Origin of the sequence: Arthrobacter ipis (assembly GCF_014694315.1) — a bacterium.
In the GTDB taxonomy this organism is placed as follows: Bacteria; Actinomycetota; Actinomycetes; order Actinomycetales; family Micrococcaceae; genus Arthrobacter; species Arthrobacter ipis.
Genome location: NZ_JAAOXD010000007.1, coordinates 143,663 through 163,055 on the forward strand (window position 1 = coordinate 143,663; position 19,393 = coordinate 163,055).

Annotated in this window: 19 protein-coding genes; 5 read left to right on the forward strand and 14 right to left on the reverse strand. The window is 67.6% G+C overall.

The genetic code is table 11. The annotated features are described in order from the left end of the window. Positions 1 to 28: 28 nt before the first annotated feature. Genes G9E11_RS15645 through G9E11_RS15670 form a run of 6 tightly spaced genes read right to left on the reverse strand, consistent with a single transcriptional unit; the run spans position 29 to position 6,113 of the window. The gene (locus G9E11_RS15645; RefSeq protein ID WP_190607364.1) at positions 29 to 1,390 is read right to left on the reverse strand and encodes a PfkB family carbohydrate kinase; all 1,362 of its coding nucleotides are present in this window, start codon (positions 1,388 to 1,390) and stop codon (positions 29 to 31) included. Then, positions 1,387 to 2,136 carry a D-sedoheptulose-7-phosphate isomerase gene (locus tag G9E11_RS15650; protein ID WP_311764387.1) on the reverse strand — a complete coding sequence of 250 codons (750 nt, stop codon included), beginning with the start codon at positions 2,134 to 2,136 and terminating at the stop codon, positions 1,387 to 1,389. The genes G9E11_RS15645 and G9E11_RS15650 overlap by 4 nt, the downstream gene beginning before the upstream one ends. Continuing rightward, positions 2,133 to 3,386 (reverse strand): glycosyltransferase, encoded by a 1,254-nt coding sequence (locus tag G9E11_RS15655; RefSeq protein WP_190607367.1) that lies wholly within the window; start codon positions 3,384 to 3,386, stop codon positions 2,133 to 2,135. The genes G9E11_RS15650 and G9E11_RS15655 overlap by 4 nt, the downstream gene beginning before the upstream one ends. Next, positions 3,383 to 4,477 (reverse strand): glycosyltransferase, encoded by a 1,095-nt coding sequence (locus tag G9E11_RS15660; protein ID WP_190607368.1) that lies wholly within the window; start codon positions 4,475 to 4,477, stop codon positions 3,383 to 3,385. Before G9E11_RS15660 ends, G9E11_RS15655 begins: the two co-directional genes overlap by 4 nt. After that, positions 4,474 to 5,550, reverse strand: coding sequence for a glycosyltransferase family 9 protein (locus G9E11_RS15665; RefSeq protein ID WP_190607371.1), 1,077 nt, complete (start codon positions 5,548 to 5,550; stop codon positions 4,474 to 4,476). The genes G9E11_RS15660 and G9E11_RS15665 overlap by 4 nt, the downstream gene beginning before the upstream one ends. Next, positions 5,547 to 6,113: a D-glycero-alpha-D-manno-heptose-1,7-bisphosphate 7-phosphatase gene (locus G9E11_RS15670; RefSeq protein ID WP_190607373.1), complete on the reverse strand. Its 567-nt coding sequence runs from the start codon at positions 6,111 to 6,113 to the stop codon at positions 5,547 to 5,549. Before G9E11_RS15670 ends, G9E11_RS15665 begins: the two co-directional genes overlap by 4 nt. 115 nt (positions 6,114 to 6,228) lie before the next feature. Between G9E11_RS15670 and G9E11_RS15675 the strand changes: the two genes are divergently transcribed. Continuing rightward, on the forward strand, positions 6,229 to 7,173 hold the full coding sequence (locus G9E11_RS15675; protein ID WP_190607375.1) for a glycosyltransferase family 9 protein: 945 nt from the start codon (positions 6,229 to 6,231) through the stop codon (positions 7,171 to 7,173). Here G9E11_RS15675 and G9E11_RS15680 read toward each other — a convergent pair. Continuing rightward, positions 7,170 to 8,033, reverse strand: coding sequence for a sigma-70 family RNA polymerase sigma factor (locus G9E11_RS15680; RefSeq protein ID WP_190607377.1), 864 nt, complete (start codon positions 8,031 to 8,033; stop codon positions 7,170 to 7,172). The genes G9E11_RS15675 and G9E11_RS15680 overlap by 4 nt on opposite strands. Before the next feature lie 184 nt (positions 8,034 to 8,217). On the opposite strand from G9E11_RS15680, the gene G9E11_RS15685 reads away from it, so the two are divergent. Further along, positions 8,218 to 9,282, forward strand: a complete 1,065-nt coding sequence (locus tag G9E11_RS15685; protein ID WP_190607379.1) for an NAD-dependent epimerase/dehydratase family protein — start codon at positions 8,218 to 8,220, stop codon at positions 9,280 to 9,282. 98 nt (positions 9,283 to 9,380) lie between these two features. Here the strand turns inward: G9E11_RS15685 and G9E11_RS15690 are convergent, their stop codons facing one another. Continuing rightward, complete coding sequence (locus G9E11_RS15690; RefSeq protein ID WP_190607381.1) at positions 9,381 to 9,941, reverse strand: hypothetical protein; 561 nt, start codon at positions 9,939 to 9,941, stop codon at positions 9,381 to 9,383. 200 nt (positions 9,942 to 10,141) lie between these two features. Here G9E11_RS15690 and G9E11_RS15695 point away from each other — a divergent pair, with 200 nt between their 5' ends. Together G9E11_RS15695 and G9E11_RS15700 are read left to right on the forward strand one after the other, a co-directional pair. Next, a complete protein-coding gene (locus G9E11_RS15695; protein WP_190607384.1) occupies positions 10,142 to 10,414 on the forward strand; it encodes a hypothetical protein in 273 nt (90 codons plus the stop codon). Positions 10,415 to 10,531: 117 nt separating this feature from the next. Then, the gene (locus G9E11_RS15700) at positions 10,532 to 11,692 is read left to right on the forward strand and encodes a YihY/virulence factor BrkB family protein (RefSeq protein WP_190607386.1); all 1,161 of its coding nucleotides are present in this window, start codon (positions 10,532 to 10,534) and stop codon (positions 11,690 to 11,692) included. A 64-nt stretch (positions 11,693 to 11,756) separates the two neighbouring features. On the opposite strand, the gene G9E11_RS15705 is transcribed toward G9E11_RS15700, so the two are convergent. From G9E11_RS15705 to G9E11_RS15725, 5 genes are all read right to left on the reverse strand, one after another. Beyond that, positions 11,757 to 11,945: a hypothetical protein gene (locus G9E11_RS15705; RefSeq protein WP_190607388.1), complete on the reverse strand. Its 189-nt coding sequence runs from the start codon at positions 11,943 to 11,945 to the stop codon at positions 11,757 to 11,759. Beyond that, positions 11,939 to 13,240 carry an acyl-CoA dehydrogenase family protein gene (locus G9E11_RS15710; RefSeq protein WP_246468987.1) on the reverse strand — a complete coding sequence of 434 codons (1,302 nt, stop codon included), beginning with the start codon at positions 13,238 to 13,240 and terminating at the stop codon, positions 11,939 to 11,941. Before G9E11_RS15710 ends, G9E11_RS15705 begins: the two co-directional genes overlap by 7 nt. A gap of 42 nt (positions 13,241 to 13,282) precedes the next feature. Beyond that, positions 13,283 to 13,762, reverse strand: coding sequence for a Dps family protein (locus G9E11_RS15715; RefSeq protein WP_190607390.1), 480 nt, complete (start codon positions 13,760 to 13,762; stop codon positions 13,283 to 13,285). A gap of 119 nt (positions 13,763 to 13,881) precedes the next feature. After that, a complete protein-coding gene (gene lepB, locus G9E11_RS15720; RefSeq protein ID WP_246468988.1) occupies positions 13,882 to 14,457 on the reverse strand; it encodes a signal peptidase I in 576 nt (191 codons plus the stop codon). Further along, the gene (locus G9E11_RS15725) at positions 14,445 to 16,049 is read right to left on the reverse strand and encodes a multicopper oxidase family protein (RefSeq protein ID WP_190607392.1); all 1,605 of its coding nucleotides are present in this window, start codon (positions 16,047 to 16,049) and stop codon (positions 14,445 to 14,447) included. The genes lepB and G9E11_RS15725 overlap by 13 nt, the downstream gene beginning before the upstream one ends. Positions 16,050 to 16,405: 356 nt before the next feature. On the opposite strand from G9E11_RS15725, the gene G9E11_RS15730 reads away from it, so the two are divergent. Continuing rightward, entirely contained in the window at positions 16,406 to 18,562 is a 2,157-nt protein-coding gene (locus G9E11_RS15730; RefSeq protein ID WP_190607394.1) for a VCBS repeat-containing protein, read from the forward strand. 113 nt (positions 18,563 to 18,675) lie between these two features. On the opposite strand, the gene G9E11_RS15735 is transcribed toward G9E11_RS15730, so the two are convergent. Next, a complete protein-coding gene (locus G9E11_RS15735; RefSeq protein WP_190607397.1) occupies positions 18,676 to 19,353 on the reverse strand; it encodes an O-methyltransferase in 678 nt (225 codons plus the stop codon). Positions 19,354 to 19,393 lie beyond the last annotated feature (40 nt).

Consider the following 19,393-nt stretch of genomic DNA (forward strand, 5'->3'; position numbering starts at 1 on the left):
GGGACTAGTTCAAGATTTGGTATGCAGGTCAGCTGACCTTCGCCAGGGCATCCGCGAGGACGGACGTGGACCGGGCCTGGTGGAACGGCACCGTCACGCAGCGCCCTCCCCAGCTCTCGACCAGGCCGGCCTCAGGAAGGTCCGACGCACGGTAGTCGCCGCCCTTCACCCAGACGTCCGGCCGCAGCGTTCCCAGGCAGGCCTCCGGGGTGTCCTCCCCGAAGACCAGGACGGCGTCCACGCACTCGAGTGCCAGCAGGAGCTCTGCCCGGTCCTGCTGGCTCACAATGGGCCGCTGCTCACCTTTGATCCGGCGGACCGACTCGTCCGAGTTCAGGCACACGATCAGGCAGTCGCCCAGGTCCCGGGCAGCCGCCAGCGTGCGGGCATGGCCCGCGTGCAGGAGGTCGAAGCAGCCTCCCGTGGCAACGACGGTTCCCCCGTTGGCGCGTACCCGCCGGGCAAGGCCGAGGGCGTCTTCCTCGCGGCTGTGGTGCCAGACCGGCCGGTGGCGGTCCGGCAGGGAAGCCACCCCGCCGGCACCGAGGAAGGCCGCAGCCTCGTTGATCGCACGTTCCGCGGCATCACTGAGGCTGCAGCCCGCTGCCAGGTGCACGGCCAGGCTGGCCGCGAGCCGATCGCCGGCGCCGCAGGGATCAGTGACTTCGGTGGGCGGGGCAGGGATGGCCAGGGGTGAAGTGTCGCGCCGAGATAACACGCCGCCCTGCTCCCCCATGGTCACGAGGACCGCCTGGCTTTGCCAGCGGTCCAGCAGCAGGGTGCCGATTGCTGCAATCGCCGCAGGCGTGGCGGTACCGCAGTCCGCGGCTTTGGCAGCCTCGGACAAGTTTGGGGTCACCACGGCCACCCCGGGCACGGGTGTGGCGCCGGAGGGGTGCGGATCCCACACGATCGGAATGTCGCCGGCGCGGGCGGCGAGGAGGTCACGGATCTCCCGGTTCGCGGCAACACCCCGACCATAGTCGGCCACCACAATCGCTTCGGCGCCCTCGAGCGCCCTGAGCATACCCGCCGTCGCGGCCGGCACCTCCGGCCGACCGCAGCCCTCGTCCACCCGCACCACCGGCTGGCGGCCTGCCCGGACGCGGGTCTTTACCGGGGTCCTGGCACCGGAGGGCCCGGAGACAACGTGCACCCCGGCGAGGGCGCCTTCCAGCTCAAGGGAGGCATCGTCGTCGGAAAGCACTGTCACAAGAGTGACGCGGTGGCCGTCATGGGCCAGCATCCTGGCCACGAGTCCGGCGCCGCCGGCCCGCCGCCGGACATCGGAGACGTCCACCACCGGCACCGGCGCATCCGGACACAGCCGTGTTGCCTCACCGGAAAGGTCCACGTCCAGCAAAACGTCGCCAACCACGGAGATCCTCATCGGCGATCAGCCCCCGGCCCGGGAACACCTTGGCCCTTGCGGACCACCTCGGCTTCGAAGGCCCGGCACATGGCGTGCAGCGCAATAAGGTGCCCCTCCTGGGCGTTGGCCGATATGGCGTCGATGGCCACAGCATCATCACAGCAGGATGCCAGCGGGTTGGGCGCCGGCCCGGTCAGGGCCCACGTGGTCACGTTCAGCCTGGAGGCCGCCTCTGCTGCACGGAGCAGGTTGGGGCTCTGGCCGCTCGTGGACAGCAGCACGAGGATGTCCCCCGACCGGCCGTGGGCGCGGACCTGCCGGGCGAAGAGCTCTTCGTAGCCGTAGTCATTGGCAATCGCCGTGACGGCCGAACTCTCCGCGTGCAGGGAGATCGCGGAAAAGGGCATCCGCTCGCCGTCGAACCTGCCCACAAGTTCCGCAGTGAGGTGCTGTGCCTCGGCGGCGGACCCGCCGTTCCCGGCGGCAAGCAGTTTCTGCCCGCTCAGCAGGCGCTGGGCCAGTTCCACACCCCAGGCGGCCAGCGTGTCTGCCTGGCTTTCCAGGGACCGCAGGGCGGGCAGGACGTTTTCCAGGTGGGTCCGCACTGCTTCGCGCGGGCCCGGATTGGCGTCGTGCCCGGCGTCGTGCCCAGCCTTGTGTCCAGCCTCCTCAGGGGAGGAGACCGCGTCCGGAGGGGGCAAACCCGGTGTGCCAACACGGTGCATGGCAGGAAGCTCAGCCTCCCGCAGGGATTCCGGAGTCACAGTGCCGCTCCTTCCATCGGTTCCAGGCTGCCGGCGTCCGCAGAGCCTGCGATAGCCAACTGGTAAGCCTTTTCGGTTTCGGAGGCGACTCTGCTCCAGGAGTAGCGGGCTTTGGCCCGCCGCTCGCCCGCACGCCCGAGTTTGGCGCGAAGGTCCGGGCTGGCCAACAGGGTGCCAATGGCTTCGGCGATGGCTTCCGGGTCCTTCGGCGGCACGTGCAGGCCGGTCCCCCGGTCCACCACGCTGTCCGTCAGGCCGCCCACCGCAGCGGCGACCACCGGAACGCCGCAGGCCATGGCCTCCAGGGGAACAATCCCGAAGGGCTCGTACCACGGCGTGCAGACCACGGCGTCCGCACTTCGGAAGACTCCGGGCATGGCCTCCCGGGGCACCTGGCCCCGGAGCTCCACATGGCCCGCCACCCCGAGGTCACGGGCAAGGTCCAGCAGCCTGCGCGCCTCCGGATCCTGCCCGCCCGCGTCCGCGTCACCGCCCACAATAAGCAGCTCGACGTCGTCGAACCCCGCCTGCAGCAGATACGGCAGCGCGCGGATCACCAGGTCCATGCCCTTGCGCGGGACAAGGCGGCCCACGGACAGGATGCGGTGGGAGCGGGAGGGAAGGTCGGCCGGACCGTCGCTGGAGAAGAGTTCCAGATCCACTCCGCAGGGGGCGATGGAAACCCGGCGGGTATCGATGCCCATCGTCCTCAGCTCGAACACTTCGTCCGAGCACGTGGCGAGGATGCGATCCGCCGAGCGGCCCACGGACGGTTCGAGGAAACGCCGCTCGGCCGGGCTCGTGTCGGCGGCGCCCTGGTGGCGGCGCTTGACCGTACCCAATGCGTGGAAGGTCTGCACGACGGGCACCCGGAAGCCTCCCGGATCACGGCGTGCGGCGTCCAGCGCGGCGACGCCGGACATCCAGAAGTGACCGTGCACCACGTGCGGCGGCGAGTCGCCCCAGTCCTGGACCACGCCGTCCGCCAGGGCGCCCATGAAGGGCAGCAACTCGTCCTTGGGCACATGTTCGGCAGGCCCGGCATCCACGTGCACCACCTCGAGCCGGGGATGCACCCGCACCCTCGAGGGCAAATCCGGCGAGTCACGCCTCGTGTAGACAGTTACCCGGTGACCCCGACGGGCCAGTGCCGACGAAAGGGCCGCCACGTGGACGTTCTGGCCGCCGGCATCCACTCCGCCAAGCGCTGCCAAAGGACTGGCGTGTTCCGAAATCATTGAGATCTTCAATGGATATTCCCTTCTCGCGCCGCGGTGAGGGCATCCGGTCCGGACCCCTTCAGAGCTGCATCGCCGGATGGCGCCCCCTCCAAAGACCCCTGCTGCCGCCCCTCCCCCTGTACTTTCCCTCCGTCTCCGGCTGGCACCAGGTCCGCCAGCAGCTCATCCCAGTCGGCCAGGAAGCGTTCCAGCCCATAGCGCTCCAGCGCCGCCTCCCGGGCAACTTTGCCCCGCCGTCGGGCCTCCTCCGGGTCGTTGACCAGCTGCCGGGCACACCGGCGCAGCTCCTCCACGTCAGTGGAGATACAGCCCGCCTCCGGCGGGACGGCCCGTGCCGCCTCGGTGGTGGCCAGCGCCAGGACCGGCATGCCGAGGTGCATCGCCTCCAGCAGCGCCAGCCCAAGGGAGGTCCAGCGCAGGGGGTGCAGGTATGCCCGGCAGCGCGCTAGTTCACGGTGCAGCTCCGCGGTTTTCAGGTCGCCCCGGACGGTGAGGTGCGCCGGCGGAATTCCCGTAGCCTTCGCCAGCCCGTCGCCGCCCATGCCGAAGACCTGGAGCGGGGCTGCGGTGGCGAAACGGGGCAGCAAGTCCGTGCCCGTCACCCGTCCGCGGCGCACCGGTTCGTTGACCACCACGCCCAGCTCCGGGACCTGGCCCGTGTAAAGGTAGCCGGGGTCCGCGATGCCATGCTCGATGACCTTGGTGGGTGCGCGGCCGCTGTCCCAGAACAGCTCGTTGAAATGGGTCACATGGACGACCGGGATGCCGTTCTGGTCCCCCAGCGGATGGACGGTGAAGGGAACATCGCCCTTGGGGGTGTTGTGTTCCACGTACACGGCGGGAAGGTCGACGCCGGCCCGGCGGCCCAGGACGCGCGTCACCTCCGCGGCTTCCTCCGGACGCTGCAGCACGACGGCGTCAACGCTGCCTGCATCCAGATCCGCTAGCGCGACCTCCCGCACGGAAGCAGGCCAGGGCCGGTCTGCCCGGCCCAGTCCCCAGGGACCGCCGCCGGGCAGGACCGGCAGCAGGTACTCGTGCCGGCCGCGGACAAAGGCGTCCGTCCACGACCCGTGCACGTGCCAGAGCAGGATTTTCATTGTTTCCGGACCTTTCTCCGTGTGCTGAGCGAGGAGACCCCGCTCAGCAGGCGTTCCACCGCGTCCACCACCTGCTCCGGCGAAACCGAGCTGAGGCAGGGATGTCCCGGTACCGGACAGTCCCGCGCGCGGCTGAGCCGGCACGGCGCGTTCTGGTCGCCCAGCAGTTCCAGCGGGACGCCGTACGGCGCCCACCTCACGGCCGGCACAACCGGGGAAAACAGGCTCACCACGGGGGTTCCGACGGCGGCAGCCAGGTGGGCTGGCCCCGTGTTTCCGGTGACCACGACGTCCGCGCTGGCGAGGACACCGGACAGTGTGGAAAGGTCCGTCCGTCCGCCGAGGTCAATGGCGGAGGGGCCGGCCACGGTGGCGGTGAGGGCGGTTTCCCCGGGGCCGCCGGTCACCACCACCCGGTGGCCGGCGCCCTCCAGCAGTTCCACGGCCGCCGCATGGTGCAGCGGCGGCCAGGCCCGGGCCGGAACCGTTGCCCCCGGGTGGACCACCACGTAGGGGCCCTCCCCCACCAGGTGCCGGATGCCGGGAGGGTTCTTGACCATGAGTTTTCCGTCGTCACCCGTTTTGAGCCGGAAGCCCGCCGCGCGGGCGATGCCGAGCGCCCGCACCGATTCCGGCTGGTCCTCGGGAAAGTCCTCGCCGGGCTTCAGCCTGACGTCGAGGAGGGAGCCCGCGTAGTCAGTGGAGGCCCCGGTGATGCGCTCCACGCCGGCCAGCCGCAGCAGGAGTGCGAGCGGAAGCGGCGACTGGTGGAAGGAGGTGAGGATGACGGCCTCGGTGATGCGGGAATTCCGGACATAGCCCACCAGCGAGTCCAGATGCGGTCCGGTGACCGCCGGAGCGGGGTTGCTGATCCACGGGGAATCCCAGGAATAAACGTCGGCAACGTGGGGCAGCAGCGACGCCGCCGACTGGCCCTGCGGTCCGCAAAGCACGACGACGTCGTTGGGGCTGCCGCCGTCGGCCCGCCGTCCGTTCGCCACCGCCCGGACTGCCGGACCTGCCAGGAGGACGTCCCCGACGCTGTCCAGCCGGGCCACGAGGACCCTGCTCATGCCGGTCCTCGAAGCACCGGTCTCCGAAGCGGCAGCTCCCCGAACAGCAGCGCAACGGCCTGTTCGAGGTCCGCGGCTACCTCGGCGGCGGCCTCGACTTCTTCCGTTCTGGTCTGCCGAGTGGGGACCAGGACACCCCGTGCGCCGGCGGCTGCGGCCGCCTCGACGTCGCTGCCGATGTCGCCGATGAAGGCCGCCTCCGACGGGTCGATGCCAAGGCGCCGGCAGGCGCTGTGGATCATTCCCGGCGCGGGTTTCCGGCACAGACAGCCGTCGCTGGCTTCGTGCGGGCAGACTTCCCAGACATCAAAGGGGCCCAGCAGGTCCTCCACCCGCGCGTTCACACTGTCCACCTCCGCCGCCGTCAGGAGGCCGCGGGCAATGCCCGACTGGTTGCTCAGGACGCCGGTGGCCACGCCGAGGCTGCGCAGTCCGTCGAGGACGCTCCGCGCTCCGGGAAACGGCTCGACCCTCTGCGGATCACCGTTGTAGGGCACGTCAACCACGAGCGTCCCGTCCCGGTCGAACAGCACAGCCTTGAGCGTCAAAGCGTTAGTTGCCATATCCCCTCCGTTCCCCGACCGGCAGAGACCTAAACAACCGGCCGCCCACTTCTTCTCGGCTAGAATCCTCGACAGGCGGCCCCGCAGAGCCAACCCGAGGAAGAAAAGGACGGCAGTGGAAGCAACGAACGGCAAGCACGAACAACCGGTCCTGCTGGTCCTGCGGGCACTGAAGCTCGGCGACCTGCTGGTTGCTGTGCCGGCGCTGCGCGCCCTGCGGCGCGCCTATCCGGAACACCGCCTGCTGTATGCGGCCCAAGACTGGCTGGAAGATGCGCTGGAGCTGGTTGGCGGCTACGACCTGCTTCCCACCCACGGCCTCGATGTTCCGATTCCCATCGAGGCAGGCAAGGTCGACATCGCCGTGAACCTGCACGGCAGCGGACCGGAAAGTGAGGCCCGGCTCGCCGCCGTCCGGCCCAGGACCGTCGTCGGCCACTGGACCCCGGAGCGGCCGGGTCCTGCCTGGCTGGAGGAAATCCATGAGCGGGAGCGGTGGACCAGACTTCTGCAGTGGCACGGCATCGAGGCAGAACCGGATGATTTCCGACTCCTCCCGCCGGCCGTTCCCAGCCCCTGCCCCGGGGCCACGGTGCTGCACGTGGGGGCCGCCTACGGCAGCCGGCTGTGGCCCGAGGACCGCTTTGCCAAAGTGGCCCGTACCCTCTCAGCGGATGGGCACCGGGTGGTGTTCACCGGCAGCTCGGCCGAACGGCCGCGGGCGCTGGATGTTGCACGGCTCGCTGGGCTCCCCGAAGGCCAGGTCCTCGCGGGGCGGCTGCGGCTGGCCGAATTCATGGCCGCCATCGCCGAGTCCCGGCTTGTGGTGTCCGCAGACACCGGAGCCGCGCACCTCGCCTCAGCGTATTCGCGGCCTTCGGTGGTTCTTTTCGGTCCGGCCCCGGCCGAGGTCTGGGGACCGCCGCCGGGACCGCACATCGTGCTGACTGACGCTCAGGTGCGCCGCGGCGACACCTTCGCGGCCACTCCTGATCCGGCGCTGCTGGCAGTTTCAGTGGAGGACGTCATGGCGGCTGTAGGGCAGCTCCGGCTCAGCTAATCCGTGCTGGCGCGGTCGCTGCCTGCCCTGGCGCTGCGGGCGCTGCCTCCGTCCCGGTCCCCGCTCCGGCCCTCGCCGCCCCGGTCCTCCTCATCGAGCAGCCGGTGCTGCAGCCAGACCAGGATCCGGGACAGCCGCCGGGACACCTGCATCTGCGAGATGCCGAACCGTTTGCCGAGTTCCACCTGGGTCTCCTCGCGGAAGTAGCGCCGGTACAGCATCTCCCGATCGTCAGGGTCCAGCTCCTGGATTGCCTCGTGGAGGCACACGAGTTCTTCGAGGTGCTCTATCGGCTGGTCCGGAGAGACCAGCCCCTCGCCCATGGTCGGCCCACCCCAGGGATCCGGGCTGTCCAGCGAGTCGGGATGCATGCTGCTGCCGGCTGCCTGAGCTTCGCGGACGTCAGCCGGTGTGACGCCCAGTTCACTGGCCAATTCCTGCGCCGAGGGAACACGGCCCAGCGACTGGGCCAGGTCAGGGGCAGTGTGCAGGAGCTGCGTCCGGACGTCCTGGATGTGGCGTGGCGGCCGGACGGTCCAGCACCGGTCCCGCAAGAAGCGCTTGAGTTCGCCGCTGATGGTGGGCGCCGCGTAGGCAGGAAAGCTTTCGCCTTTCTCCTCATCGAAACCGCGGGCGGCCTTGATGAGCCCCAGATAGGCCACCTGGACCAGGTCTGAGCGCTCCCGCCCGCGGGCCGCAAACCGCGAGGCGAGCGACTCCGCCAGATCCAGGTAATTGAGCACCAGCTCGTTCTGGAAAGCATCGTGCAGCTGCCCGGTCTGGGGCGCCACCGGGGTCGCTGGCCGGGGTGCTGTGCGGGCGGGGAAGGAAGCGGACAAGGAGGGCGGAGTTTCTGGCATTGTCGTGGGTTCCTTCGATCGGGAGCTCGAGAAAGCCTGCGGCAAGACTTAGAAGAAGGAAATCATAAGCGTGCTTATTACACAATGGCCCGAGGCGCTAGGCTCAAAAGAAGCACCAGGGCCACGGCACCGGTACCAGGCGGCCTGGCCGTCACTTTCCACGGCAATGGACGGAGCGGATTTCATGCGTATCGCGATCACGGGTGCCAGCGGCAATGCAGGGACAGCGCTCCTGCGCAGGCTTCAGAACGCCCGGCAGGAACACCCCGGCGGGCTGGAACTGGTAGGCATCAGCCGCCGCACTCCGGACACTTCACGGCCGCCTTACGCGGGCGTGGAGTGGCATGCCTTGGACGTGGGCGGTGACGGTGCGGTACAGAACCTGGCCAAGGCCTTTGCCGGCGCAGACGCCGTGGTGCATCTTGCCTGGCAGATCCAACCGAACCGGGACCTCCCACTGCTGCACCGCACCAATGTCGCCGGGACGGCGAACGTGCTGGCGGCCGCCCGGGACGCAGGCGTGCATCATGTGGTGTGCGCCTCCTCCGTTGGCGCCTACAGCAAGTCGTCCAAGGACCGCCGCGTGGATGAATCGTGGCCGGCGGGAGGCATGGAGGGCTCACATTACAGCCGGCACAAGGCGGAGCAGGAAAAGCTGCTGGACGGGTTCGCTGCGGCCAATCCCTCGGTTGCCGTGGCCAGGCTACGCCCCGGGCTCATCTTCCAGGCAGACGCCGGAAGCGAAATCGGCAGGTACTTCCTGGGGTGGGTCCACCCGCGGTTCGTCCCGCGCCGGCCGGCATTGCCGGTATTGCCAATTCCCGACGAACTGGTCTTCCAGGCGGTGCATGCCGACGACGTCGCGGACGCGTACTGGCGCGTGCTTGAGCGCAGGGCCAGCGGGGCCTTCAATGTGGCGGCAGAACCGGTGGTCACGCCGCAAAACCTGGCCAGACTTTTTTCGGCCCGGAGAATTCTTCCCATTCCGGTCCGCGCGCTGCACGCCTTTGTCGGCGGCACCTGGCGGCTGCGGCTGCAGCAGACGGACTCGGGGTGGGTGGAGATGGCTGCGGGTGCACCGATCATGGACACCGCGCGGATCCGGAACGAGCTCGGCTGGGAGCCGCACACGCCGTCACTTACCGCCATCCAAGAGGTGATTGACGGCATGGGCAAGGGTGCCGGCGTGCCGGCCTCTCCGCCGCTCAAGCCGCGGCGCAGCCTCTTGACGCTCATGCGCCGGCGCTAGCTCCCCGGCCGCCCGGTGGCGGGACTGAAGGTCCCTTTCCCCGGGAGAACCCGGCGGCGGGACTGAAGGTCCGGTCGCCGGGAAAACCCGACGGCGCGTTACTCGCGCGGGGTGTTCCGGCGGGTAGCGTCGGTGGTGGCGTCAGCATCCGGGCGGGCATCTGCATTGCGTGCGTCAACGTCACGCATGTCATCGGCACGACTGCCAGTGTCCCGATTAGCGGTGTCCCGCGCGTCCATGCCGCCTTCATTCATCCGCGCGTCGCCAGTTCCGGCATCCGCCCGGGCATCGTCGCGCCGGTTGCCGTCCTCGTCCACGTCCGGGTCAAGGGCGTTCGCCTTGTACTGGTGCTTCTCGGCATCCGTCCGGAGGTCCTGGGCGGCCGACTGCTTTTGCTCGGCCTCCTGGCGAAGCCGCGCAGCCTCTACCTGCGCTTTCTCAGCGTCAGCCTTGGCGTGCATGGCCCGCGCCTCGTTTTCGCGCGCCTCAAGGTCAGCGTTCTCCGCCTTCCTGCGGATCTCGGCTGCGTGCTGGCGGTTCTGCTCATCGCGCTTCTGCCGGAACGCCTCCCTGCGCTTGCGGCTGGACATCAGAAGCACCACAACGAGTGCGATGACGACGATTACAACGACGATCCAAATCCAGGCACTTGGGTCCACCGTGGATCCACCTCTCTCTTTTCGAGCACGTGACTATCCGTCAGGGCCCGGTCACCTGCGTCCGGCCCAATGCCGGAGCGGGCGGCCGGTTGAACTAGCGGCCATCAGGGTACTTACTATCTAATAGTAATCATGCTTACTATTTTATGGCGAGTGATTGCCGGTTGTACTCAACCCGAGATGCTGGAGAGGTACCAACCATGACCGAGAACCAACGACTGCAGGGCGCAGGGGCGGGCCAGCCCGATGACGCGGAAAGCACAGGTCCCGAACGGGCGGGCGGCCGCCCGCGCAGCAGCGGCCATGGCCAGGATCCCAACCCGCTGGCTTCCAGCCAGCTGGCGGAGACCCCGCAGTCAGATAACCGGATGGCGGACGATCCGCTGGACGGAAAGCAGCCGGCCGATGATCCGCTGGGCACCGACCCATTAACCCTGGACCGCCGCAACCCACCCAGAGCGCCCGGACAGTAGCGGCTGACGGCCGATGCGACCTGTCGCACAACCCACGAGCCCAAACCCCTGACAGCGGGCAGGGAATGTTCCGTCACTTCCGGAACATGGCCCCGTCCGCGAACGAAAGGATGCCCCATGGCTACGAAAGAAGCCCCGGAGACCAGCACAGCAAAGGCGGGCAGCGCGCCTGCCCCGGATGACAGGCGAAAGCCGGACAGCCCCACAGATGTGGACAAGCCATCGTGGAAGTACATTGCCCGCAAGACCCTGCGTGAATTTACTGCGGACCAATGCCCCGACCTCGCCGCGGGACTTACCTACTACGCGATCTTCTCGCTCTTCCCCGCCCTGCTCGCCCTTGTTTCGCTGCTCGGCATCTTTGGACAGGCGGAAAAGACGACGTCGGCACTCCTGGAAATCGTCCAGGGCGTCGCGCCCGGGCAGGCGGTGGAGATGATTCGCGGGCCAATCCAGGAGCTGACCACCTCACCGGCCGCCGGCTTCACACTGGTCATCGGTCTCGCGACAGCCATCTGGTCCGCGTCAGGGTATGTGACCGCGTTCGGACGGGCGATGAACCGGATTTATGAAATAGATGAGGGCCGGGGATTCGTAAAGCTTCGCGGCACCATGCTCGGCGTCACTGTGGTCTCTCTGATCATCGTCGCGCTGCTCGCCGCAATGCTGGTTATCAGCGGCCCCGTGGCTGAGGCCGTCGGCAATGCCGTGGGCCTGGGCGGAGTGTTCCTGACCGTCTGGAACATCGCGAAGTGGCCGGTCATCGTCGCGCTGGTGATCGTTGTCATCGCCATCCTTTATTACTTCACTCCAAACGTCCGCCAGCCAAAGTTCCGCTGGATGAGCCTCGGTTCCCTCATCGCCCTGTTTATCTTCGTGCTGGCCTCGGTTGGTTTTGGCTTCTACGTGGGTAACTTCAGCAACTACAACAAGACGTACGGCGCCATCGGCGGAGTGATCGTCATGCTGCTGTGGCTCTGGATCCTTAACATGTCCCTGCTTTTTGGCGCCGAGTTCGACGCCGAGATGGAGCGTGGCCGGCAGCTGCAGGCCGGCATTGAAGCTGAGGACACGCTCCAGCTCCCGCCCCGCGATACGAAGAAGAGCGACAAGCTCCAGGAGAAGGAAGAAGAAGACATCCGCCTGGGACGCGAACTGCGCGAGAAGTACAGCGAGGAAGGCAACGGCAAGGACGACCAGCACGGCGGCCAGGACGGTGAGCGCCGGAACGGCAGCGGCGGAGCCACCGCCAGCCGGGGCAACGGCAGCAGCCACTGAACTGCCTGAGGTGAACTCCGGGCAGCTGCCGGCACAGGTTGCTGCCCGGGGTCGAGCGCAGCTTTTAGCTGCTCCGGAGAGCGGCAGCCGCCTCCACGCCCAGGGCACAGAGGTAGGCACCAAAACCGTGCGGCGCCGCGGCGACGATCCGCCCGGAAGTGCCATAGATATTGCCGTGCCTTTCCTCCAGGCGATGCCGCAGGCGCCAGCCGCGTTCATTGGTTCCGGCATCCGCATGCGAGAACGTCACCATGCGTGCTCCCCTTTGAGGGTGAGTGCGCCCAACTGGGCGTCGTCACGCGTTGCGTGATGCTGCCGCACGTAGAGGGACAGGTCCGCCATGCATTTGCCGTACCGTTCGTCGAAGGCAAGGGGCCCGGGCCCCAGGTTCTGGCTCACCAGGAGCTGGACGCGTTCGACGGCGGCGGCAACAGTTCCCCGGACACGGAGCGCCTCGCTCCACCCGCCAACTGCGCCGGCTGGGGCCTCGCCCCGCCCGCCAACAGTGCCGCCGTCGGCCGCTTCCGCGCCGGAATCCGGGTCCGTCCGGGCGGCGCCGGATTCCGGGTGCGCTTGGGCGTCGCCGGCCTCGGCGGCGTCGACGGCCTCAGCAGCCCGGGCGAGGTACTGGACGGTGGAGGTCAGGAGCCGGTCCACTTCACCCAGGGCCGCGAGTGCCACTTGGTCGGGCTCGCGCTGGGACCTCGCTCCCCGCTGGAGGGCGGCCTCGAAGTGCCGGCCGAGCGCCACGGCGCCGCCCAGCCAGCATGCGGCAACGCCCATGCCGCCCCACGCAAAACCGGGGCGCTGGAAGTACCAGCCGTCACCGCCGAGCGGCACGGCCGGCACCCCGTCAAAGTGGACAGTTCCGCTGGGGAGCTCCCGCAGTCCGTGGCTTGTCCATTCCGGCACATCGCAGGTGACGCCGGAGGCCCTGAGATCAACGGCAAAGGCCGCCCGGCCGCCCGTGACGGTGTGCGCGGTCACCACCGCGTGGTCCACGAACTGGGCCAGCGAGCACCAGGGCTTGGAGCCGGTCAGCCGCACACTGCCGGATGTCCCGCTGGGCTCTGGCTCGGCATATGCTGACCTGCCGGGTTCTGTCCCCGCGGGTTCTGTCCCCGCGGCGGGCCGCCCGTCAGCTGCGGCCGAAGCCGACGCAGCGGTCAGCCGTGTACCCGGGCCCTCGGCTGCGTAGACACCCCACGATCCTGTGAAGGACCCCGGCGTTCCCGCCTGGGACAGGATGGCGCCGGCGTCCAGGTGCGGCTCCAGAACCCGCGCTGCGGCCACGTCCACGGCAGCTACGGAGGCCAGCAGTTCCCAGAGCCGGGCTGTCCGCCCGTCACCGGGCTTCGGCGCAGAACGGCCGGCCTGCTGGGCGATGGCCAGCAGGGCAGGGACGTCCCCCACAGCGGAAGCCACCCGCTCCAGCAGTTGCTCAATGTCCAGTACAGGTTCGGCTTCGGGTGCAGGTCCGACGGCGTCCTCCCGGGGCGGCGCCGGGCTGAAGCGGACAGGCTGCCACTGGCGGTACGGAGTGTTCATGCAGCGTCCGCTGACGGTCGGGGGCACCGGGTCATGGCGCTGCTAACCCTGTTCCGGAGCGGTCACCGACGCAGAAGCCGGCATCACTTCCGCATTCACCATCCAAGCCAGCTGCTCCAGCCGGGTGATGGCCTCGTGCAGAAGGTCCGCGCTTGTGGGATCTTCTTCATCCACGTCATCGTGGACATCGCGGATGGTCTTGACCGTTTGTTCCAGCCTCGCGGTGACGAGCTTGACGGTGTCTTTGGTTACGGTCAGACCGGCAGGGAACTGCTCCAGCCGGGTGCCCGACGAGACGGTGGCGCCCCGGCCGTCCGGAAGTGCATGCAGCGAACGCATGCGCTCGGCCGTCTGGTCGGCAAGCAGCCGTGCGCTGTCCACGATTTCGTCCAGCTGCAGATGCAGATCGCGGAAGTTGGTGCCCACCAGGTTCCAGTGCGTCTGCTTGCCCTGAACGTGCAGCTCGATCAGGTCAGTGAGGACCTTCTGAAGACTGCTGGCCAGAGTCTCGGATGCTTTCATGTCTTCCTCCGCTGCCGTCACCGATGCATGTCCAGGCCTGGCCGGCTTGGCCGCCGGCCAGGATGATTCCCAGCATACGTATCTTTCGGGCAAGGGACTTTGTGACACGGGCATGTGCCCTACCGGCCGGAGGGCCAGAGTACTGTTGCCTGCAGCGCTTCCAACGGCACGCTTCCGTAGGCCCGTGAATCGATGGAGCCCGCCCGGTTGTCACCCATGACGAAGACGTGCCCGGCCGGCACCGTGACCGGACCAAAGTAGGTGCCGTCGATGCGGCTGTGGTCGATGCCCGGCTCGGCCTGCGGAACCCCGTCAACCACCAGCACCGAATCTTCGATGGCAACGGTCTGGCCCCCGAAGGCAATGGCCCGTTTGACTGCAGGGTTCCCGTCCTCCGGACTGGTGAACACCACCAGGTCTCCGGCCTTGGGCGAACCGAGCGCCGGCCCGGGTTTGAACATCAGCACCGTGCTGCCCTTAGGCAGTGCCGGCTCCATGCTTTCCGAACTGACCGTCACGGGCTCCACCAGCCACAGGCGCGAGGCCAAAAGGACAGCGGCGAGCAGCACCGCCGTCGTGATTGTCCTCCCCCGAAAGCCCTGCCGGGGGGATCCGGCAGGACTCTCGATGGCGGCAACGCTTTTGGGGGCCGCCCGGGACTTCGGGTCGGCCCTGTGCGCCGCTAGCCGTCCCATTGGGGCAGCGCCGCCGTCATGGGATCGTTGGGATCGTTGTCATCTTCCTTCAGCCCCACCCGGAACTGCACCATCATGTCGTGGTCCTCATGCGGCAGGTTATGGCAGTGCACCATGTAGCGGCCCCGGTGCGGACCGAACTTCATGAGCAGCCGGACCGTCTCGCCCTCGCCCACGTAAACGACGTCCTTGGGCCCGAGCTCCTGGGGAAGCGGCGCCCGCCCGTTGCGGCTGAGGATTTTGAAATCCACGAGGTGTATGTGAACCGGGTGGAACCAGCCGCCGGACTTGTTCTCGATTTCCCACACCTCGACGGCGTCCAGGTCCACCTCGGCGGCGACCTTCTTGTAGCCACTGGCAATGACGTCCTGCCAGCTGTCGTCGTCGATGGTCCACATGTTGGTGACGTCGTTCCGCTTGACCCGGAACTTCCGGACCTTGGTAGCCTGCTTCTCGGTCATCGCCATGACCTCGTTCGCGGGTGCCAGCTGTGCCGGTACCGTGTTCCAGGTCGGGTCGCTGGTGTTGACCGCGTCATCAGTGACGTCGAAGGCCATCACCTTGTTCGTGAAGTCGTAGTCAACGTTGTTCGGGTTGGACAGGTTGCGTAGCTCGATCCGCTGGCCGGTCTTATACTTGCGGAAATCAATGAGCACCTCATAACGCTCTGCCCCGGCGTGGCGGTAGTTGGCCACTCTCTGCGGTGTGGGGACCAGGCCGCCGTCGGTGCCCACGATTATTAGGGGATCGCCGGTGCTCAGCGTCAGCCGTACTGAGCGGGAAATGCTGCAGTTCAGCACGCGGAAGCGGTAGATGCGCTTCTGGACCTTCATGACTGGCCACGGCTTGCCGTTGACCAGGATGACGTCCCCCCATAGGCCTGAGTGGGTGTTGTCGTCATACCCCAAAGCGCCGTTGGCCGCGAACATCGCATCGGAGATGATGAGCGGCACGTCGAAGTCGCCCTGCGGGAGCAGCTGCCGCTCCATCGGGTCGTGCATGTGGTACTGGCCGGCCAGGCCGGAGTACGCGTTCTGCGCCGTGAAGTGTACGCCGTGATCGTGGTACCAGAGCGTGCGGGCGGGCTGGAAGTTCGGGTAGTGGTAGTCCTTGAAGAATCCGGGATGCGTGACGTCACTGGCGTACCCGTCGAACTGCGGCAGCGAGGCTGACCCGTGCAGGTGCGTTGACGTGGCGAGCACGTGGCCATCGTTCGGGTGAGTTGCCGGGAGCTTGTTCCTGACCCGGACCACTGCCTTGGTGCCCTGGTCGAGGCTGATCGTGGGGCCGGGGAAAATCCCGTTGTAGCCCAGAATTGGCGTCTTGAGCCGCGGCAGAATGGACGCCATCTCGGCCTTCTCGGTCACGGTGTAGTAGTTGACTGGTTTGCCGTCAGCGGGGTCCACCCCCGTCCTGTCCGGCGCCAGCTCCGGAGGTTTCACGAACGCCGCCTGGAACGGCTTGGGCATCTCTGCGCTGCTCAGCCGGCTAACAGACTTGGCCTCCACCTCGCCCCGCGGGAGTGAAAGCACACCCGCTCCGACGGCGCCGAGGCCACCCAGCAGCAAAACATTTCGTCTGGACACGGTCATTACCGGGCCTCCTTCCGATTGGGTTCGAGACCGGTTTGGGATGCTCCGAGGATGTCCCGGCGGGGTTGGAAAAAGCCGGACCGGGCTGGGAAGGGTGGGGGTTCTAAGGGGCACCCCCAATTGGGCCCCCTCAAATCGATGGTCTAATTCGGTTGCTCCACCGGAAGTCCGCACCATCCCCGCCACAGCCGGGGCTGCACGCGGGCTTTGGCTCGCGCAGGCCCCTGTATCCCACCGGCTTTATCCGACTTTTATCCAAGGTGCAGCATCCACTGTTGTCGTGGTTGGGAATCGACTTTCCGGCCTGGCCTTGAAGGTACTGGGGGCCACAAATCGAGTGTCCACAAGGAGTCTCAATGTTCTCGCAATCTGTACGGCCCAAGATGCCCGACGGAGCCAACCGCTCCGGGTCAGCGCACACCAAGTCCACCACCACGCTCGGCCGCATCGCCCCGGCCGTTGCCGGCGCCCTGCTCGCCGCCGCCCTGTCACCCCTCGGCGCTATGCCGGCAAACGCGGAAACCGCCGGGATGGGCCCGGTTGACTCCACAGGGTTCCCCACCTGGTATTCGGACGGCACCGTCCGGCTGCAGCTCTGCTACGAGGCCGGCAAGGGCTGCCTCTCTGAACCCCCGAACCCGGACCAGCCGGCCTCGTACCCGGGCAACTTCCCAGAGGAAGCTTTCTGGTTTTCCGCGTCTGCGGATGTCGGAACTCTCGGCAGCTATGAAGCGGCCTTGGAAGCGGCACACGTCAATGGTCCGGTCGTGCCTGGCGAGCAGATGGGCTTTGCCCGCCTGCGGTTCCGTTTTAATGGCCTGCGGCCCAACGCGCAGTACACGATCACCCACCCCTATGGCGTTGAGACGATCACGGCTGACGCGGGCGGAAGAATCAACCAGACGACGGACGCCGGCGCTTGCGCACCCACTGACACAGTTGCTTGCGACTGGGCGGGCGTCGGCGCAGCCTTCCTGGGTGACTTTGGCAGGGGCACCACGGCAACATTCCTCACGCAGGTTGGCGCCGCGGCCGGCACACTCGGCGACATCAACACCGCGCGGCCTGTCACCGGCGCCCCCTCGGGCATCAACTCCGTGACAGTCTCCGGCCCTGACGCGGGCGGGCCGGGCATCAACACCATCACCCAGAGCAACTTCACCGTCCAGGGCCTCATTGCAACCGACTCCGTCGGAGGTCCCAATACCCCCGATCTGGCTACAGCCAGCGACAGCGGCCGCTCAAACTCCGATAACATCACCAACGTGACCGCGCCCACCATCACGGGCACGCTGCCCGCTGGAACCGCGGGCCCTGTTCAGCTGATCGTGGACAATGGCGCTCCCAGGGCTACCACCCTCACCGGCTCCACCTACTCTCTGAAGCTGGCGCCGCTGGCCCAGGGCCGCCACTCCGTCCGCGCGGTCGCCGCCGGCGGACTGAATTCCGGGACCCTCAATTTCACCGTGGACACGGCCGCTCCTGCCGTTTCGATAGTGGCGCCGTTCCCGTCTTCGCCGACCCTGGACACCACCCCGGCCCTGAGCTTCACGAGCAGTGACACGGGCGCCCGGTTCGAATGCCAGCTGCAGCCGGCAAACATGGCGTGGGATCCGACTTGCGCCTCGCCGAAGACGTGGGACGCACAGGCAAGCGGCACACACGTTTTCCACGTGCGTGCCACTGACGCCGCTGGCAACGTCAGCCCGGTAGCCAGCCGGGCTGTGCAAATTGGATCGACCGTAACTGCCTCAACCGTCAAGGCTCAGGATTTCAACCTTGATGGCAAGGCCGACACACTGTCCCGGGACAGCAGCGGGACTTTGTGGCTCTACCGCGGGACCGGCACCGGACGGTTGCTGCCCCGCACCCAGGTCGGAGTCGGCTGGAACGCCATGACGGCGATTGTCAGCGCTGGGGACTTCAACAGCGACTTCAAGGCCGACGTCGTGGCCAGGGATTCGTCGGGCAGACTGTGGCTCTACCGCGGCACCGGTAACGGAACCTTCCTTGCCAAGATCCAAATCGGTTCGGGTTGGAACGGTTTGAACAGCATCGTCGGTGTCGGTGACTTCAACGGAGACCGCAAGGCTGACTTGACCGCCCGCGATGCAAGCGGAAAGCTGTGGCTCTACCGGGGCAACGGCGGCACCAGCTTCCTGGGCAGGGTCCAGATCGGCAGCGGCTGGAACGGCTTGAACAGCATCGTAGGCATTGGTGACTTCAACGGAGACCGGAAGGCCGACCTGGCGGCCCGGGACTCCGTTGGCAGGCTCTGGCTCTACCGCGGCAACGGCTCGGCCGGGTTCGCGGGCAGCGCCCAGATCGGCACCGGCTGGAACGGTCTCAACGGCATCGTCGCTCCCGGCGACTTCGACGGAGACCGCAAGGCCGACCTGGCAGCCCGGGACTCCGCCGGCAGGCTCTGGCTCTACCGCGGCAACGGCACCGGCCGCTTCGCGGGCAGCGCCCAGATCGGCACCGGCTGGAATTCAATGAGCGCCATCCTGTAGCTGGCTCCCCAGCACGCTGAAACGCCCAGCAAGGAGAGCACCGCCCGCGTACACCCAGTACGCGGGCGGTGCTTCGCTGTGGGTGACTTGCGGTGGCTGTTGCTGAAAGCAGACTAACGAACAAGCGCCAGCCCGAAGCCGTCCCAGCCCTTGGATCCCACGGTCTGGATGACAGTGGCGTCCAGCCGGCTGTCCTCCCCCATCATCTTCAGGGCGCCGATGATTCCGGGGGCATTGACTTCGTCCAGGGACGGGTCCAGCGCCACACCCTCCCAGACGACGTTGTCCATCACGATGCTGGTTCCGGCCCTGCCCAGCCGCACGGCCCAGTCCAGGTACTGCGGGTTGTTTTCCTTGTCCGCATCGATGAAGACGAAGTCGAACGGCTGGGCTCCTTCGACTTCAAGGGCGGCGAGCGTGTCCAGCGCCGCGCCTACCCGGATCTCCACCTTGTGGCCCACGCCGGCCGCGTCCACGTTGGCCCGGGCCACTTCGGCATGTTTGGGGAGGTATTCGCACGTCACCAGCCGTCCGTCGTCGGGCATGCCCTGGGCCATCCAGATTGTGCTATAGCCAGCCAGGGTGCCGATTTCCAGCACCCGGCGGGCACCCGATGCCGCCACCAGCAGCTTCAGAAGCTTTCCGGCATTCGGGGTCACTTCGATCGGCGGCATCCCGGCCTCTTCGGCAGACCTGACGGCGCGCTGGACGGCATCGTCGGGGTGGACGACGACGTCTGACAGGTATTCTTCTACGGCCGCCCACTCGGGCCGCGGCTTGTGCTCAAACATGGGCACAGTCTTCCAGCAAGCGCCCGGCCGGGCTAGGCTG

Coding starts and splice junctions, on each gene's coding strand:
- G9E11_RS15645 (WP_190607364.1), bottom strand. CDS start 1,390: ATGAGGATCTCCGTGGTTGGCGACGTTTTGCTGGACGTGGACCTTTCC.
- G9E11_RS15660 (WP_190607368.1), bottom strand. CDS start 4,477: ATGAAAATCCTGCTCTGGCACGTGCACGGGTCGTGGACGGACGCCTTT.
- G9E11_RS15665 (WP_190607371.1), bottom strand. CDS start 5,550: ATGAGCAGGGTCCTCGTGGCCCGGCTGGACAGCGTCGGGGACGTCCTC.
- G9E11_RS15670 (WP_190607373.1), bottom strand. CDS start 6,113: ATGGCAACTAACGCTTTGACGCTCAAGGCTGTGCTGTTCGACCGGGAC.
- G9E11_RS15680 (WP_190607377.1), bottom strand. CDS start 8,033: ATGCCAGAAACTCCGCCCTCCTTGTCCGCTTCCTTCCCCGCCCGCACA.
- G9E11_RS15685 (WP_190607379.1), top strand. CDS start 8,218: ATGCGTATCGCGATCACGGGTGCCAGCGGCAATGCAGGGACAGCGCTC.
- G9E11_RS15695 (WP_190607384.1), top strand. CDS start 10,142: ATGACCGAGAACCAACGACTGCAGGGCGCAGGGGCGGGCCAGCCCGAT.
- G9E11_RS15700 (WP_190607386.1), top strand. CDS start 10,532: ATGGCTACGAAAGAAGCCCCGGAGACCAGCACAGCAAAGGCGGGCAGC.
- G9E11_RS15705 (WP_190607388.1), bottom strand. CDS start 11,945: ATGGTGACGTTCTCGCATGCGGATGCCGGAACCAATGAACGCGGCTGG.
- G9E11_RS15710 (WP_246468987.1), bottom strand. CDS start 13,240: ATGAACACTCCGTACCGCCAGTGGCAGCCTGTCCGCTTCAGCCCGGCG.
- G9E11_RS15715 (WP_190607390.1), bottom strand. CDS start 13,762: ATGAAAGCATCCGAGACTCTGGCCAGCAGTCTTCAGAAGGTCCTCACT.
- lepB (WP_246468988.1), bottom strand. CDS start 14,457: ATGGGACGGCTAGCGGCGCACAGGGCCGACCCGAAGTCCCGGGCGGCC.
- G9E11_RS15725 (WP_190607392.1), bottom strand. CDS start 16,049: ATGACCGTGTCCAGACGAAATGTTTTGCTGCTGGGTGGCCTCGGCGCC.
- G9E11_RS15730 (WP_190607394.1), top strand. CDS start 16,406: ATGTTCTCGCAATCTGTACGGCCCAAGATGCCCGACGGAGCCAACCGC.
- G9E11_RS15735 (WP_190607397.1), bottom strand. CDS start 19,353: ATGTTTGAGCACAAGCCGCGGCCCGAGTGGGCGGCCGTAGAAGAATAC.